The sequence below is a fragment of the Chryseobacterium lactis genome, assembly GCF_003815875.1.
In the GTDB taxonomy this organism is placed as follows: Bacteria; Bacteroidota; Bacteroidia; order Flavobacteriales; family Weeksellaceae; genus Chryseobacterium; species Chryseobacterium lactis.
Genome location: NZ_CP033924.1, coordinates 1,579,870 through 1,597,481, shown reverse-complemented (window position 1 = coordinate 1,597,481; position 17,612 = coordinate 1,579,870). Strand labels below are relative to the sequence as shown.

Sequence of the window (17,612 nt, the reverse complement as noted above, 5' to 3'; positions counted from 1 at the left end):
AGGAAATAATATTTCAGCGAATGTTGTCTTATAAGGATTGTATATGATTATATTTAATACGATAAAAAGACAAAAAATCAGAACACACCAGTCTCCCATATTAACTGCCATCTTACCAACATTACCTTTTGTTACTACCAATAAGTAAATTGTTAGTACTACTAAAAAGAATAGTGGAAAAGCATAATCGCTTGAAAATATTGGATTAGCTAACATGAGCAACTTGTCCTTTTTCTTCCAGATTTAAAAAGCCACTAAGGTTTAAAAGAATCATCAGTGCTCCAAAAAAATATAAATTCATGGCTATAATAATTCCCATATGAAGGCCTAAAACAAGAATCAACCAGTACGCCTTCATTGATTTCTTCCACATAAATAATGGATATAACAATTCAATACACATTGTCGATATCCCTATAAAAGTGGGTAATATCGGATACGAGCTTAAAACATCATAATTCTCGATAATGTATGATTCAAAGCCTGGTAAATGAAAAGATTTCCAAATAGATTCTCCATTCCACCAGTTCACGCCAAAAGCTTTATCCAGGCCTGAAGTAAAATACACAATACTTAAATGGATTTTCAGCAAATTACGATAAGGAGAAGGGTTAAATTCCTTTTTTTTAAATAGGGTTGCATCTAAAGATAGTTTGCTCCCAACAGGAAAAACAGCGCAATAAAACATTGCTATGGATTTAAAATAGTCAACCCCATACATATAAGCATTGGATGATTGAAATAAAATAATGTGCAGCAATAGTAATACAATGGCTGAAAATCTGCTAAAAAGGCCTACTGTAAGGGTAATACAAAATAAAATATACAGAATAATATAGGCATATATGGTATAGATGTTTTCCACTCCAAAACCATTCAGCAGCTTCAGTACAATATTCAGAGTAGGTATTACTTCAACTCTTAATAAGCTTAATACGTTCAAGGGAATCAATCCATCATCAGTATACAATAGGCTAAAGTCTGATAAGGTCGATATAAAATGTACCAAGAAAAATAACCCAATGGAAATCCTGAAAAAAGGAAAAAACATTCTATCTTCCTTTCGGTATAGCAAGAAGTTTTGAATTACGTTTTTTTCGAAATTAAATTTATTTTTTGAGAGGGTTGACATTGACATTTAATAACTGGATTAAAACAGGTTCTTTTTTCTGGAGAATACTTTCGCGCAAAAGAGGGTAATGATACAGATATAATGTACATTCAACAAAATACTGATCTGAATTGTATTCTTTATAATAATATCTTCCAATACTTTTTATAAAAATATCCAGATACTCACCGTACTTGTCCGATTCTTTAAACTCTTCAGCTTTTTTCTTATTCAACTTATTTTCTAATATGGTCAATCTGTCCTGAAAATAGCCAAGCAGCGTATGATATCTGTTTAGTCCTTCACGGGTCTTAAAAGGAGGATAGAAAAAGACTTTTATATTATCCTTATCTTTTTTATCATACACCGAAACTTTAAGAATATAAGCACTTGCTACGTTGGGAGCAAAAAAACCATAGCCGGCATTAATCCCGCTAATTGCTTCATACTGTTTCAGGACAGGAATAGAATTAAATTCTACAACATTTCCTTTAAGTTCTTTTAAATATTTTGTAAACTCATTTTTTTGGTATGATGAAGATCGCTCATAAGAATCAACTGTACTGGAAAAACAGACTAATACAATTAAGAATATCTGCACAATTGAGAAATAAAAAAAAGATCTACGTGTAATCATATTCTTATCATCTCAAACGATTCTCTTTTATGGATCCATTATGATTATATACTTTTATTCTAAACACTCCTTCTCCCTTTCCTGTGTTAGAAACAACAATTCCCTTATTCATATGAGCAGTAATTGTAAGAGAATCATTCCTGTTTATAACTTTTGAATAGGAATCATCCTTTATCACAACTTTTAATGGGATATTTTCTTTGGATCTATTATATAACACCATCGGGAATTTATCTTTGGATGTACTATTTATAGCTACTGAAGCCTGCGATGGTACATTCCATGCATTTTCGTAGGTATGCTTCCCTCGGGTCCATGTGCAGCTACTTAAAGCACAAAAAACAAGGGAACACAATAATAATTTCATCATATTAATTATATTCTTTTAATATTTCATTTATACTCAATGACTCTTGCAAGCCAGCATAAAAAGCAATTTTTGTTTCGAAAACACTCAATGCATCTCTTCTTTCGCATGCCTGCTCTGTACATTCTTGTTTAAAATTGTACGAGGTGATAACTGTTTTATGTATAAAATCACCTTTAATATCAGACTGAGATAGTCTCTTAAGCTGTTCCCCTTTTTGAATGGTATTAAAATCCTTATCTGTTCCTGTTTCCGAAAATGAAAGCACAGATACAAATAATAAAAAAAAGAAGGGGATCGATAATATGTATTTTCCTTGTTTCATATCAATAAATTCCTGCTTACTTAAAACAATAGGGTTAAATAAGCAGGATTTAGATTAATTATTTGTATGATGCTATCACTTGGTTAATGTCCATTTCCGTAGCGTACATACTACCCAAAGCAACCTTACTTTCTGCCCAGCTAGAAGAACTTAAAGTTTCATTGGCATTGGGCCCATCCCACTTTGATTTTTTTGTATTTACACTTATTGAACTTTGTGCAACATCAGATCCTAATGCCTCGTATGTCTTTAAAGACTCATATACTTTTGCAGTTTTGATCTGATAGGTAGACTCATTTCCACTATTTGCTTTAAATGAATACAATACAAGTGGTAAAATTGCTAAAGCGGGTAATAATAATTTTCTGTAATTTTTCATAATTATATAATTTAGGTTAATGTGAATATCTTGTTTTCGGTTTAAATCAGATCACTTTATGGTTTATTAAATAAAAACTACTTTTCCTTCTATCAGAATAAATGGTCTTTTTTTTTCATTTATTTTTTCCTTTTCCGGAAGTATCATGTATATACCATCTTCATATTTATTTCTGAATGAAACAGTTCTGTTATTGGCTACTTCATTTTCCATGGTTTTCCATCCATTGTTCCAACAGTAAAGCGTATAGGGTACTTTATCCAGTAAGGTTGACTTTGAATATTCTGCGACCTTCTCTAATTTTTTATAATCGTTCCAACCATATTTTGCAATAGCTACCAACTGCTCCTGCTCTATCGACATATCCCGGTCAAGCTTGATAACAGATCTTTTTTGTGTATTAAATTGTTTAATTTGACCGGCCTTGTTTATATAAATACAAAAAGATTTATTTGAGTTATTTTTATCAAGAGAAGAAATGAGGTATAATCCGCCAACTCCTATTTTATCAAAAACCTGTTGGTTATGCTTTGGACTAATGGCTGCCACAGGAATCCAAATACCTGTGTTAAAAACAGATAGTATAACCAGATTGGTTTCTTTTTTAAAAAAGCTTTTAGTATCTACTTTTGTAGTTGGAGTATAAAGATCCGTAACATCGGTATCGGTATAAGTAAAATTGAGTCCAAGAGGAGCTAATTCTTTAAAATATTTTATATAAACAGAAGAGGTATCCGGAATAAAACCTCTCCTGTAAATCTTTGGAACTGTCCTATAGGTAGAATATTTAGGATTAGTTTTGTTTTTTATCAGATACATGGGTTCAAATTTCCCGTTGGTCTCACTCCCTTCAAAAGGATAAGATTTCTTTTTATTCATGACAAGTGAATTCCATGCATGCCCTCCATTAATATTACCCCAGGCTGGAATATAATCAGTTGTCACAGGTAAGCCATTAGCCCTACAGACATATGATACAAAATTGGTAAAAGAAATACATGAGCCTTTTTTATTTTGCAAGATCTGATCAAAGCTTAGTCCATCTTCTTTTAAATTGTCTAAGGAAAAGGCTAATATCTTTCTTATTGTATCATTAAGTATATTACAGGCAGTAAGTGCTGATTTATCATCAGTAATATTTGTTTTAGACCACTTAAAATGACTCAATGCCGCTTTTCTCCAATCCGGATCATAGGACAAGTTGACTTTGTAAGGCAAAACATAATTAATGAAACTATATTCAGAGATAATATTCTGCTGCAATAATGATTTTGAGTGATTATATGCTGACATAATATTTTCGGCCAGCTTTATAGAATCTACATCTTGTGAGTCCTGAATCAAATTTCCATTTCCATCAAGATGAAAGTTCAGGATTGCATTTTTTTTTAGAAACTTAAATGCATTTTGATAATTGAGCTCCCCTTTATCTGATACAATATCATAGGCTATTTCATTGTCTTTTTTTGTACATGAAAAGACACAAAAAAGGATAAAAGTAAAAAAAGCGGCTTTTACTTTTAACATATTACACTTATGACACATATACCTTAAGGATTTCACAATAAAATGATATAAATACTATGTAGTCAAATATAAAATATTCCTTTATCCAGCCAAATTAAAAAGCACATTTCAAGTTTTAATTTCCTTTTGCCTTACAGATTTATAAAATTGGATATGAAAAGAATTTATTTTACTAAAAAAAGAATGAAAATCAAAATAATTTTAAAGGCAAAAAACACAAAACAAGCGTAAAAATGAGACAATTACACCTGAATTCATTATCAAGATTTCATTTTTTGTATTTTCTTAAAAAAATTTCCACGCAAGGATATTTATTTACTAAAAAAATTGAAGTAAGAAAAACTGAGTCGTCCTAAAATAAGTTGACCCTTATTTTAGGACGGGACAAACGAAATAAAAAAGCCGGCTCTTTCGAGCCGGCTTTGTCTATAATAAGCAATTATTATTGTGCTTTAATTTTGAAGTCATCTACTTCCCATGTTGCTGCTCCAGAGGTTGTAGAAGTATATTTAAATGCAATTCTTACGTTTTTACCTAAGAAAGCACCTAAGTCTATATTTCCGGAACCAACCCAGTCTCCAAATGCATTGGCATTAGTATCCAGAGTTGCTGGAAGCAGAGTCCAGTTGGTGGTTGTAACATCTCCTGTATAATTATCTGTAGCATACACTTGTAATGCGTTTCCAGAATATCTTACATCTGTTGTAAAGCTTACTGCTGCTTTGGTTTTACCTGCTAAGTTAACGGCTTTAGAGATCAACCAATCTTCATTAGCAAAATTACTACCACTTGCATTCCCATTCATCATTGCATAATAATTAGTTCCGTTTCCTTGGTTGGATGTCTGCCAGAATTGGTTGGGTCCTACTTTGTTTACAGTAGTCCAGTCTGCACTGAATCCGCCTGCCGCGAAGTCATCGCTATACACAACAGGAATTGGAGTATACACACTTCCGTCACATCTCGGTGCATCAAAGTCGATATTAGCTAATTTAGTAATCCATAGTTGATAAGTTCCATTAAATACACTTAAAATAGCATATACATCACCCTTTCCACCTTTTACTTCATAAGATCCCGGCTTAGTAGTTCCGAAACTTGCCTGTCCGCTGGTTCTTAGAACAACCGTATTTCCAGAGCAATCTTCAAGGGTTCTGCTGGTAACATTATTACCGTCAGTTAATGTTCTTCCTAAATCTCCCTTCACAAACTCAACATCTTTGATTTTGATCCATCTTCCGACATCAGCCATTGACAACTGAGAAATTGTTTTTTCTGTAGGTACCACAGCTCTTGATGCAGTATTGCTATCGAAGAAATATTTATACATATCTACTTCTTCAATCTGCCCAAACTGTGTATTGTTATTGAATAAAGCTCCTATCTGAACTTCACCGTTAACACTTCTTACGTAAAGATTCTTAAGCTTAATGTTTACATCTTTACCTAATCTGAATCTGCTGTCAAGATACAGATTGGTTTTATTCATATTTATTCTGATCCCTCCTGTAGCATCTTCTACATAAACATATTTATAAAGGTTTCCTGTTTCGTCGTTAGCAACTACCTGAGCTTTAAGGTAATTATCTCCTGTAATCTGCACCCAGTTTGTAGTTCCCGCAGCCAATTGCTTCACATCAGCAACAGTTTTAGCTGTAAGAGTACTTGGATTGAAATCACATGGACCAGCTGTAAGCCCATCTAAACGAGGGAAAGTCTTCATATCAAGATCTTCAGACTTATTTACATACAATTGATACGTAGTAGTAGATCCGGACTGAAATTTACTGTAGATTCCTACAAATTTACCTTTCCCGGAAGGAAGAAGCTGACTCGCAAAAGAAGCAAAGCCACTATTTCTTACAACAGCAGTTTTTGCATATTTTCCGCTCACCCATCCTTCTCCGATTGTTTTATCCACTGTTACTCCACTTGGAGCATAAGTCGTACATAACGCTCTTGAGTCGAATTCTACATCATTTACCTGAATAAGACATCCGAAATACTGATCATTGGCAGCAATCATATCTGCTAATTTCATCACCTTAGGAACAATTTTTCCTTTTGGAGCACATGATCTGAAGATTTGTTTTGCAACAAGCTTTTCAGGAATTCTTGATACAGAAGTTGCTGAAGTTTCAGCTCCTGTTTCTACACCAAGTTGTACCAATCCACCGTACGTTCCGATAGCAAGACCGTTCAGTTTAATATATACTTTTGATCCCTGAGGATATTTTGTATAAGTACTTACTGCATCTACACTCACTGTAAATCCTTGTGTAGGATTTTCCAATGCATCCTGAACATAGATCGTTTTATAAATATTTCCTGTTTCGTCCGTAGAAGAAACATATCCTACCATATATAAATCGTCAGCTTCGTTGTCCGGCGTTGTATCTTTAGGGAATACATATCTTGCATTCTGATACTTTGCTTTTACGTCTGCAAATGGTACTACTATTCCTTTTTTATCAGCACAATCATACCCGTCAAGATTAGGCTGGTCGTACTTGTCATCATGTACACATCCTGTTACTACGAACAGAGAAGATGCCATGACAAAAATATATTTTAAAATTGAATTATATTTTTTCATTGTTATCGTTTTAGAATCTTAAATAAACATTAGTGAAGAAAGTGATTCCTCTGTCATACCAAAGTTTTGGTCCGAAATAAGGAGTTGCTCTCTGAGCATCAGCAAGAGCATCACTAAAGTTTACATTTCGTCCTTGTTCAAATCCTCCGGTTACATAATTTCTGTTGTTCAGAATATTATTTACGGACACACTTACACCCATTCTGTATTTTCCGAATTGGAAAGATTTACCTGCGTTAGCATTTAACATAAATTGATTGTCAAATTTCTTTTGTTTAGTAATAAGCTCTATCAATTCAGGAGTTGCTCCAGGGAAAGGATCGTTAGTCTGTGGATCCGTGTACATGTAAGGCGTCTTGTTCAACGCGGAGAAGTCAAGATACTGATCCATTAAGTAGTTAGCGGATGCTCCTACCCACCAGTATTTTGGAGAGTTATATTTCAATCCGAAAGAGAATGCTTTTTGTGGAGTTCCGGCTACTTTATAATCTTTAACATTTGCTTTACCCCAAACATCAGTTCCTCTGAATCCGTTAAGGTCATCAAACGTAGAAACTTCAGGATTATTTGTGTACTTGTATTCACCTACACTTGCTACCCCTACAGCACTTAAAGTAGGTGTAACTTTAACATCAAAACCTAATTCAAGACCCATATATCTCTTGTTAACGCCGCTCATTGCTTCATTAACAAGTGTACTGAATGAGTTACCTAAAGTACCATCATTTACGTCAGCATAATATCTTGAAATTTCAGTAGCATTTTGAATCGTCGTATAATAAGCAGATAATCTTAGTTTTAAAATCTGTCCTCTTAAGATATAACTTAAATCATTAGAGTTGATCATCTGATTCGTAACTCCAGGTGTTAAATAGTCAACCATTCTTGGGTTGATATAAATCTCATTCAACGTAGGTGCTAAGCTAAAGAATGCTCCGTTGTACACAATGAAGTTTTTACCATTGATTTTATAGGTAATTTTACCTTTGATCCCTGCATCTAACGCATCGTATACTGCACTTTTTCCTTTTGAATTATCTCTGAATCTGGCAAGACCACTTCTGAAATTCCCTTCTCTGTAAGCTTCTGAATAAGAAGAGAAGATGGAAGCTACAACATTCCATTTATTGAAATCTATCTCAGATGAAATGTTCAACGCATAGTGGTTTCTTGTCAATTCGTAAGAATACTGAGTTCTGTCTCCTTCTCTTACTCTTGCATCACTATTATCAGCGTCATATTTCGCATCTCCATTAAATGCATTAAGGTTATAAGCGAAGTTAGCTCCTAATAAATCTTTAACTCTTCTGAAGTTATCAGATTTTAAATTCTGATAATTGAAGTTGATGTTTAACTTCCAGTTGTCCTTCAATCTGGTATCAAAGTGAGAGGAAACGTTTAATGTTTTATCTTTATTTACATCTTCTACAACTGTATAAACAGCACCTCTCATATCACCATTTCCATTGGTAAGGTTAAGACGGTTCGCATTATACAGATAATTCCAGTCGATTTGTGACTGTTGTCTGAATTCATCTTCATTAAGAAGACCGAAGCTTGGTAATTTTCTATAGTAAGTAGGGTTCGGGTCTGAGGCGTGGAACCAGTCTAATCTGCTTCTTGCATCGCTACCAAACTGGTAAGAAACGGTATTCGTCCAGTTTGAGTTTTTACCGATTTTCAGATAATCGGTTAAGATAAACATCGGTTCAAAAACGTTTCTGATTCTGGAGTTTCTTTTCTCTCCATCCTGCCAACCCCAGTAGGAGTTGTAGTTTTTACCCATGATATCATAAACCTCCTGAGTATTCGGCGCATTGGAAGCTCTGTATGTTGGAGATCCGAAAGCCGTTAAGTTGATGGAGTGTTTATCACTGAATTTCTTCTCAATTGAAGCAAAGTAAGCATAAGCGTCCTGATAAACTCCATCAATGATTGCTCTGTCTCCCCATCTTCTGCTTCCTGAGAAAGTAAATGCCCAGCCATTTTTGGTAAGACCAGACGAATAAGTAGCCATTGCTCTGTGCAAATAACTTCTGTTCGTAAATGAATAGGCTAATGAAGTTTGTTTTCTATAGCTGGAAGCTCTTGTATTATAATATACAACTCCCCCTAAGTTACCAAAAGTATATTCTGAAGGCGTAATATTGTCTACATTCTCATAAGGATATCTTGTCACGTCATTCAAACCACCCCAGTTGTTGAAGTCTATCCTTCCATCATCATTTTTAGACATTGATACCCCATTAAAAAGCACATCCTCAAATCTGTTGTCTACTCCTCTAGGTCTGAACCAGTAAGCACCTAGTTCAAAAGCAGAAACATTCTGAAAAGCATCTCTTCCTGAGCTTAAAAGTCCTACAGTAGGCTGCATAGATGAGCCACCATCCTCAGAATCACTCGCGGCGTCGTCAATAACGATAACTCCTGCGTCTGATCCTAAAGTGTAATTAAGTGTAATGACACCTAAATCTTTTCTCTTCTCATCTGCTGTCACATCAAACTCTAAGATTTTAGACTCAAAGTTCGGTTTTGTCACGGTAATAAGATAGTGTCCAGGTTTTAAATCCACAAACTGGAAGTACCCAATTTTATCCACGGTTGTGTCACCGGTGGATTGTGCTAGATCTACTTCTGCTTTCTCTAAAGGCTTACCATCCTGATCTTTAACATACGCATACACAGTAGTTTGCGCAAAGTAAAAAGAGGCAGGCATTAATGTAAACAAAGAGATTAGGGATAGTTTTTTAATCATAATAAACTTATTTTTAACTCCTTCTTTATTTAAGGGGCAACAAATTTAGAACTATTTTCATTAACTCAAACATTTTTAGTTATTTATTCTATTAATTTTTCTTAACCTTCAACACTTATCATAATAATATATATTAATTTTCATTAATTGTAAAAAATGAAAATAACAAAATTCATGAAAAAACGGAAACAGGAAAAGAAGGTTATTATTCTGGAAAAATAACATGAACAAAAGGGTGGATTGATAAGCGGACAATGGTTTTCAGCGGCTTTCTTTCAGGATCAATTCAATGTAAAGGCTAATTCTTAACCTTTTCTTAAACCAAACTCGGATTATTTACTCTTTATTCTTATATAAAATTAGTAATTTTACCCCCTCAATTTTTTGAATATACTAAGAATATGAAAAAATATTTAATCATTGCCGCTCTATTTTGCTTTGGAACTGCCTTTTCACAACAGAAACAGGTAAGAAGAGCAGCTGTCGCATTTCTCAATGTAGAAAACCTTTGGGATACCATTCCCTCTGCAGATTATATTGACGGAACATTACCCCGTTCTAATCCTAAATTCCACAGAAGTGTACCATTGGACTCTTTAAAGTATCTTGAAACAACTGAAGATTATAAAGGAGAATGGAGTGACGATCTTTTGATTGGGAAAAAGGTGATCAGAAAACAGTTTTTATCTGATGACTTCACGGCTAACAGCCCAAAAAGATGGGGAAGCAAATATTATAACCAAAAATTAGCAAACGAAGCTAAGGTTATTTCAGAACTGGGAAGACAATATACCAATGACAACCCTGTTATTTGTGGATTAATCGAGGTTGAGAACAGACAGGTGATTGAAGATCTTATCAAGCAGCCGGCTTTAGCAAAGAGCAACTATGGCATTGTACATTTCAATTCTTATGATTCAAGAGGGATTGATGTAGCCATTATTTATCAAAAAGCAAGATTTTCTGTTTTAGATTCATATAAAAAAGAAATCAAAATCTATGATGAAAACGGAAAAAGAGAATATACCAGAGATATCGTTATTGCTATCGGATTACTGGATGGAGAGAAAGTGGCTATCTTTATGAACCACTGGCCTTCCAGAAGAGGTGGAGAAGCTATTTCTTTAGCAAAAAGAAATACTGCCGCTACTGTACTGAAAGGCGAAATGGATAAAATAAGCGCAGAAAACCCTGGAATCAAATTATTCTCCATGGGTGATTATAATGATGATCCGGTAAGCCCAAGTTTGAAAAAGCACCTTGCAGCAGTGGGTGATCCAAGCGAATTATCAGACAAGACTCCTTATTATAACCTGATGTATAAATTATATAAGGCAGGGGTAGCTTCTTTGGCTTACAGAGACGCTCCGAACTTGTTTGACCAGATTATTGTTTCTAAAAATCTTTATTCTCCGGAGAAACTTACGCCAACCTATACTATATATAAGGCAGAAATTTATGCTCCACCTTACCTTGTCAATAAAGAAGGACAATGGAAAGGATACCCATTACGTTCATGGGATGGAGACCGATTCACAGGCGGATACAGTGACCACTTCCCAGCGGTTTCTGTAATTCAGAAAGAATATGTAAAAAAATAAATAGATAGGCACTCTTATTGGAGTGCTTTTTTATTATAAAGTATTGAATCATGAAAAATTTTATAGTACTCCTTTTTATATTCTTTATTCCTTATAGCTGTTATTCTCAGGATAAGACTAAAAATGATAAAGAACAGTCAGAAATGAAGCCCTCAAAAAATGAGGATGGAGAATGGGATCTCACGGTAATTGATACACAATTTGATTATTTTTTAAATGCTGTTGCCAGACCGATCAGTCAGTATTCAGAATCTTATCTGAAAACAAAGAACACGTTCCTGGTCAACGAATGGAACGGATATTACAACTCAGGAAAATATAGAAACATTATCGAATCAGGAATTGATTATGATCCCCGGGAAAATTACGGGATAAAATTTGAGTACAAGCTGTATCAGGTTTTTGCCTATGTAAAATGGAAATACGGATTAAAAATGTATGGATTAACGGGCAGTGATGCGGTGAGATAATCTATAAAATGAACAACAGAAGGCGCTTTACGGTGCCTTTTGTTTTTTTATATTAAGATCTTGTAATATTTCCTTAACAAATATCCTAAATAAGAATATTTTTCACTAAAACATAAAATTAAAAAACAATTTTAAACAGTTCATTAAGGTTTTAATTATATTTGTATTTCACCGAAATCAAATTTCGGTGAAAAAAACTAAAGAACTAAATTAAAACCATGAAGAAAATTTTCTCAGCACTTTCGGTGTTGTCTGTGGGGCCATTAAGTGCACAACTGTATGTCCCACCTGGATCTCCTTCTGATTCAAGCAACTCAAACATTGGTATTAATACGGCTTCACTTGCCGGATCGCTAGACATCAATACTAATGAAAACATCTCCGTCATCAGGGGAAACAGTGGTTATATTCCATCTGGTCTCAGATATATGGACGATTCTTATACAGTAAAAAAATTAGCAATCTTGAAAGGGAATCAATTGGCTAATGGATTTGCACTTACCCTTTATTCGATTGAACAAAATAGGCTGGTTAAAGGAGAATTGAAACACTTAATAATCAACATAAGGCAACCTATAATAACCATTTAAATTAAATTAATTATGAAAAAAATTTTTAGACTTGCCATATGCTCGGTACTGTTTTCCTGGAACTCCATATATTCTCAATCCGGAAGTAACGGAAGTGATATAATTATCTGTCTGGACAACAGTGCATCGGTAGAAAATTTTGAGTTTAATGATATGACTGTTTCGTCCAAAAAGCTGATCCAATCAATTTTAAACTGCAATCCCAACAATAAAGTTTCAGTAATCCACTATGGAACTACTTTTCAGTCTTTACCCTTATCTCCCAAAATATATATAGAATCAGATTTTACTAATAATTTAACAACAGCCCAAACATTTACAAGAAGGTTAAATGACGGCGACCATTTCCATCAGGCTGTAGGAATGATAGGCGAAGCTATAGATCATCTTCCTAGCTCAAGTATTGTAAGTCCACAAAAAACATTAACAACAAACTCCTCAAGACCACTCATCATCTTTTTATTCACAGATGGAGAAAGAGCTGCAGGAAATGCACTTACAGGTTCTTATCTAGTCAATCTTAACCCTCCCAACGGCTTACATGAGAATAATGCATTCCTCAATTTCACTAATTTCAAGAATAACAGAAATGCAAAATTCGTAGTCGTACATGTTGAAGATTATTCTGTTTATAAAGAAGCAGCAGCCAGTATTGCGAGTTTTGGAGGATCCTACCCAGGACCTATAGAAGGCTATCCGGCTGATCCAGACAACAATCAGGTTCCGAGATTATATCTCAACAAAAATAATTTTATTCTGAGTACAACTGAAATAGCTGACCTTACACAAAATATCTGCTCTATTGGTAAAGGAAAAATCACGTTCTATCATGAGCCTATCCCTTGTGAATCGATGAATTATCCATTTAATGTTAATGGAACTTACACCATACCAGCAGGGTCAACAATTACAAATTTCAATATGGCACTTGTCAACACATCCACTGGAGTAAGCTATCCTACTTCTTCGATTCCTTCATATAGCAGCGGAAATTTTTTCTCTTTTAGTATAGATCTGTCAAATCTTACCAATCCACTTTCAGGAGAGTACAAACTACAGGCAAATCTTACCTATACCAACGGAGGTGCAAGCACTACTATTCAGGCCAATAATGGCGTTGTTGGTTTCCCATATGATATTCAGTTTTGTTGTCCGGATGATTTGTATATTAATACAAATGTCGCAGCACCCAATATCGATCTTCAGTCTGCACAGAATACAATTACTGCAGTGAATGTTATTAGCCACGGAGCCAAAGCAGTATATCATGCCGGAAAATTCGTATTATTAAATCCTGGATTCAATTCCGAAGAGGGCTCAGACTTTTTTGCTTATATTGAAGGATGTAAATCAGAACAAACATTGAAGTCTAAAGACACAGATTATCATATAGATCTTAATGCAGATCCTAATAATACAAAAACGATAGGAGGAGGAATAAAAACACAGCAACAAAGATCCTTACAGATCTCACCTAATCCAAATACAGGACTGTTTACTGTATCTATTGATAAAATAGGCTCCGGCTCACTACAGATTGCTGATATAAACGGTACAATTGTTTTTGAAAAATTATTTAAAAATGAAAAAGAAATAGATGTTAATATACAGTCATTACCATCTGCTACTTATATTGTAAAAGTCATTTCAGATAATGAAACCATGACACAAAAAGTAATCAAAAGATAAATTCCTGAAATAGGATATACTAAAAAAGGTTCAGAAAATTTCTGAACCTTTTATTTTTATAATAGCTGAAAATTATTTGTTGAATAACTCCTCTACTTTATCCCAGTTTACTACATCGAAGAATGCAGAAACATAGTCAGGTCTTCTGTTTTGGTAGTTTAGGTAATAAGCATGCTCCCAAACATCTAATCCTAAAACAGGAGTTCCTTTAACGTCTGCAACAGGCATTAACGGGTTGTCCTGGTTTGGAGTAGAAGAAACAGATACTGAACCGTCAGCATTTTTCACCAACCAAGCCCATCCTGAACCGAACCTTGTCTTAGCAGCATCAGAGAAATCAGTTTTGAACTTGTCAAGACCACCATAGTTTTCGATAGCAGCTTTTACATTTCCTACCGGCTCTTTGCTTCCTCCTGGAGTTAAGATTTCCCAGAATAAAGAATGGTTGAAGTGACCTCCACCATTGTTTCTTACCGCTGGTTTGTCAGTTCCTGTCTGGCAGATTTCCTCGATAGTTTTTCCTGCTAAATCAGTACCTTCAATTGCTTTATTTAAATTGTCAATATACGCCTGGTGATGCTTTGTATAATGGATTTCCATAGTTTTTGCATCAATAGTAGGCTCTAATGCATCATATGCATATCCTAGTTTTGGTAATTCAAATGACATAATTTTTATTTTTAATGTTATAACCCAAAATTAGCCAATATTTAAGCGATAATCAAAGATTGGGTATTACTTTAATAAATCTTTAACATTGATATATTGATTTAGAATGAATTAAATTTTAAAATAATTTTTATTTAAAATTCAAACACCTTACAGGTATCGTCCATAACTTTTAAATTATATTCAAAACATAGTTTATTTTCAATTGCGTAACTTACCAATATGAAGACTGTTCTATAACAATATTCTTCTTCTCACTGAATGTTTAACTTAAATATTTTATATATGAAAATTGGACTTTTTGGATTTGGAAAAGCAGGAAAAGCTGTAGCATCAGTTATTCTTCAAAACAAAGATCATTCTCTGGAATGGATTTACAGAAAAACAAACCGATTAAACAGCAGGGACGCTTCGGATTTCTTTGGGATTGAAAGTGAAGATCCCGGTCATTTTTATTCAGAGAAAAAATTAAGTGTGGAAGAATTACTGGAAGAACATCCGGTGGACGCTATTATCGACTTCTCATCTCAGGAAGGCATCTACACTTATGGTGAGTCTGCTGCTCAAAAGAAAATAAAAATCATTTCAGCGATTTCTCATTATTCTGATAAAGAGGTTAGTTTCCTTCACAAACTGGCTCAGAAAGCAACTGTATTTTGGTCTCCCAATATTACGTTGGGAATTAATTATCTGTTATATGCTGCTCAATTTTTAAAAAAGATTGCTCCTTCTGTAGATATTGAAATTGTGGAAGAACATTTTAAAGATAAAAAAGGAGTTTCAGGAACCGCTATCCGGATTGCAGACATATTGGATGTGAAAGATGAAAAAATAAACACCATAAGGGCAGGAGGAATTGTTGGAAAGCATGAGGTGATCTTTGGTTTTCCGTTTCAGACCGTCCGTCTTATTCATGAATCGATCTCAAGAGATGCTTTTGGTAACGGAGCATTATTCGCTGCGGAACATCTTGTCAATAAAAAACCGGGCTTCTATAAATTTGAGGATTTGTTGCATCCTTATTTCAAAGTATAGAAGCCCGGCTTATGAAAATTTAATTTATTATCTATTCATAGACATCAGGAATTCTTCATTATTAAGAGTTCCTTTGATGTTTTTATTTACAAATTCCATCGCTTCTACAGGATTCATTTCAGAAAGATATTTTCTAAAGATCCACATTCTCTGAGAAGTAACTTCATCAAGAAGTAGATCATCTCTACGAGTACTTGAAGAGATTAAGTCGATAGCAGGATAAATTCTTCTGTTAGCAATTTTTCTGTCTAATTGAAGTTCCATGTTACCGGTACCTTTAAATTCTTCAAAAATTACTTCATCCATTTTGGATCCGGTATCGATAAGAGCTGTTGCAATAATCGTTAACGAACCTCCTCCTTCAATTTTTCTAGCTGCTCCAAAGAATCTTTTCGGTTTGTGAAGAGCGTTAGCGTCAACCCCTCCGGAAAGAACTTTTCCTGAAGCAGGTGTAACGGTGTTATATGCTCTGGCTAATCTTGTGATAGAATCCAGCAAAATAACCACATCATGTCCGCATTCAACCATTCTCTGAGCTTTCGCAAGAACAAGGTTGGCAACTTTCACATGCTTTTCAGCAGCTTCGTCAAATGTAGAAGCAATCACTTCTGCATTCACGCTTCTTTCCATATCAGTAACCTCTTCCGGACGTTCATCAATCAGAAGAACCATCATATAAACTTCAGGGTGATTGGCTGCAATAGAATTGGCAATATCTTTAAGCAACATCGTTTTACCCGTCTTAGGCTGGGCTACAATCATAGCTCTCTGCCCTTTTCCGATAGGTGCAAACAGATCTACAATTCTTGTGGAAATCGTAGAGTTGTTTCCCGCAAGATTAAATTTCTCTTCAGGAAAAAGTGGAGTAAGATATTCAAAAGCAACACGATCTTTGATGAATGCAAGATCACGACCGTTAACCTCTGTAGGCTTTAGTAATGAAAAATATTTTTCACCTTCTTTTGGTAATCTTACAATTCCTTTCACTGTATCTCCGGTTTTCAGACCATAATTTCTGATCTGCGCTGTAGATACATAAACATCATCAGGCGAAGAGATATAACTAAAATCTGAAGAACGTAGGAACCCGTAGTTATCAGGTAATATTTCTAACACCCCTTCAATACTTACCATTCCATCGAAATTAAATTCTTTTCTATGATCCTGGTGTTCCTCTACCCTTTCAGAATGTCTGTTTTGATTCTGATTCTGGTTTTGGTTCTGATGCTGATGTTGATTTTGATTTTTATGCTGGTTTCCACCGTTCTGTGGATGGTTGTGGCCTTTTTGAGGTCTGTTGGCCTGTTGTTGAGGGGGATTGTTCGGCTTTTCTTCTACCAGAACAGGCTCTTGGGATTCTGTGTTTTTTGGAGCTTCTATTTTTTCCTGTGATACTTCTGTATTGCCAGTATTGGTAGGAACTCTTTTTCTTTTTTTCTTAGCATTTGCAGCGGCTGTAGATGCTTCTTCAGTGGCCGGTACAGCTTCAGTTTTGGGCTCTTCCGGTTTTATTTCCTCAGAAGCCGGTATTTGTTCTTCTACTTTTTCCTCTACTTTAGATTCTACCGGTGCTTTTGCTACTGCTTTGGGCTTGGCTGGTGTTTTTTTAGGGACAGCAGCTCTTTTTGCCGGGGCTTTCACAGCAGGTTTTTCTGCTTGAGCCTCTTCAGTATTTATGCTGGTTGTCTCTGTGGCGTTGAAATAATCTTTTGAGACTTTGGGGTTGGAAGCCTGAAAGTCAAGAATAGCAAAGATCTTGTCATTTTCATTGCTGTTTCTTGCAACTTTAACGCCCAAATCTTTTAAGATTTTAGTCAGTTCCGTTACGGATTTTGACCTTAACGTTTCTATGTTAAACATA

At 34.7% G+C, this 17,612-nt stretch carries 15 protein-coding genes; 5 read left to right on the top strand and 10 right to left on the bottom strand.

The window, feature by feature from the left end; translation table 11 throughout:
- Positions 1 to 205: 205 nt before the first annotated feature.
- From EG342_RS06845 to EG342_RS06810, 8 genes are all read right to left on the bottom strand, one after another.
- Positions 206 to 1,051, bottom strand: a complete 846-nt coding sequence (locus EG342_RS06845; RefSeq protein ID WP_164465158.1) for an HTTM domain-containing protein — start codon at positions 1,049 to 1,051, stop codon at positions 206 to 208.
- Positions 1,052 to 1,109: 58 nt separating this feature from the next.
- A complete protein-coding gene (locus EG342_RS06840) occupies positions 1,110 to 1,712 on the bottom strand; it encodes a hypothetical protein (protein ID WP_123868042.1) in 603 nt (200 codons plus the stop codon).
- A 43-nt stretch (positions 1,713 to 1,755) separates the two neighbouring features.
- Complete coding sequence (locus tag EG342_RS06835; protein ID WP_103288997.1) at positions 1,756 to 2,118, bottom strand: hypothetical protein; 363 nt, start codon at positions 2,116 to 2,118, stop codon at positions 1,756 to 1,758.
- A gap of 1 nt (position 2,119) precedes the next feature.
- Positions 2,120 to 2,440 (bottom strand): hypothetical protein, encoded by a 321-nt coding sequence (locus tag EG342_RS06830; RefSeq protein WP_103288996.1) that lies wholly within the window; start codon positions 2,438 to 2,440, stop codon positions 2,120 to 2,122.
- Positions 2,441 to 2,498: 58 nt separating this feature from the next.
- Positions 2,499 to 2,819 (bottom strand): hypothetical protein, encoded by a 321-nt coding sequence (locus EG342_RS06825; RefSeq protein ID WP_103288995.1) that lies wholly within the window; start codon positions 2,817 to 2,819, stop codon positions 2,499 to 2,501.
- Positions 2,820 to 2,885: 66 nt separating this feature from the next.
- Positions 2,886 to 4,346: a transglutaminase-like domain-containing protein gene (locus tag EG342_RS06820; RefSeq protein WP_164465157.1), complete on the bottom strand. Its 1,461-nt coding sequence runs from the start codon at positions 4,344 to 4,346 to the stop codon at positions 2,886 to 2,888.
- Positions 4,347 to 4,788: 442 nt separating this feature from the next.
- On the bottom strand, positions 4,789 to 6,942 hold the full coding sequence (locus EG342_RS06815; protein ID WP_103288993.1) for a DUF5689 domain-containing protein: 2,154 nt from the start codon (positions 6,940 to 6,942) through the stop codon (positions 4,789 to 4,791).
- Between the two features lie 10 nt (positions 6,943 to 6,952).
- The gene (locus tag EG342_RS06810) at positions 6,953 to 9,697 is read right to left on the bottom strand and encodes a TonB-dependent receptor (protein WP_103288992.1); all 2,745 of its coding nucleotides are present in this window, start codon (positions 9,695 to 9,697) and stop codon (positions 6,953 to 6,955) included.
- A gap of 401 nt (positions 9,698 to 10,098) precedes the next feature.
- Between EG342_RS06810 and EG342_RS06805 the strand changes: the two genes are divergently transcribed.
- From EG342_RS06805 to EG342_RS06790, 4 genes are all read left to right on the top strand, one after another.
- Entirely contained in the window at positions 10,099 to 11,298 is a 1,200-nt protein-coding gene (locus EG342_RS06805; protein WP_103288991.1) for an endonuclease/exonuclease/phosphatase family protein, read from the top strand.
- A gap of 50 nt (positions 11,299 to 11,348) precedes the next feature.
- A complete protein-coding gene (locus EG342_RS06800; RefSeq protein WP_103288990.1) occupies positions 11,349 to 11,768 on the top strand; it encodes a DUF6146 family protein in 420 nt (139 codons plus the stop codon).
- A 218-nt stretch (positions 11,769 to 11,986) separates the two neighbouring features.
- On the top strand, positions 11,987 to 12,358 hold the full coding sequence (locus tag EG342_RS06795; protein WP_103288989.1) for a hypothetical protein: 372 nt from the start codon (positions 11,987 to 11,989) through the stop codon (positions 12,356 to 12,358).
- Positions 12,359 to 12,370: 12 nt separating this feature from the next.
- Positions 12,371 to 14,047 carry a 3-coathanger stack domain-containing protein gene (locus tag EG342_RS06790; protein WP_103288988.1) on the top strand — a complete coding sequence of 559 codons (1,677 nt, stop codon included), beginning with the start codon at positions 12,371 to 12,373 and terminating at the stop codon, positions 14,045 to 14,047.
- 72 nt (positions 14,048 to 14,119) lie between these two features.
- On the opposite strand, the gene EG342_RS06785 is transcribed toward EG342_RS06790, so the two are convergent.
- Entirely contained in the window at positions 14,120 to 14,716 is a 597-nt protein-coding gene (locus EG342_RS06785) for a superoxide dismutase (protein WP_103288987.1), read from the bottom strand.
- 285 nt (positions 14,717 to 15,001) lie between these two features.
- Between EG342_RS06785 and EG342_RS06780 the strand changes: the two genes are divergently transcribed.
- A complete protein-coding gene (locus EG342_RS06780) occupies positions 15,002 to 15,751 on the top strand; it encodes a 4-hydroxy-tetrahydrodipicolinate reductase (protein ID WP_103288986.1) in 750 nt (249 codons plus the stop codon).
- 27 nt (positions 15,752 to 15,778) lie between these two features.
- Here the strand turns inward: EG342_RS06780 and rho are convergent, their stop codons facing one another.
- Positions 15,779 to 17,611, bottom strand: a complete 1,833-nt coding sequence (gene rho / locus EG342_RS06775; protein WP_103288985.1) for a transcription termination factor Rho — start codon at positions 17,609 to 17,611, stop codon at positions 15,779 to 15,781.
- Between the last annotated feature and the right edge of the window lies 1 nt (position 17,612).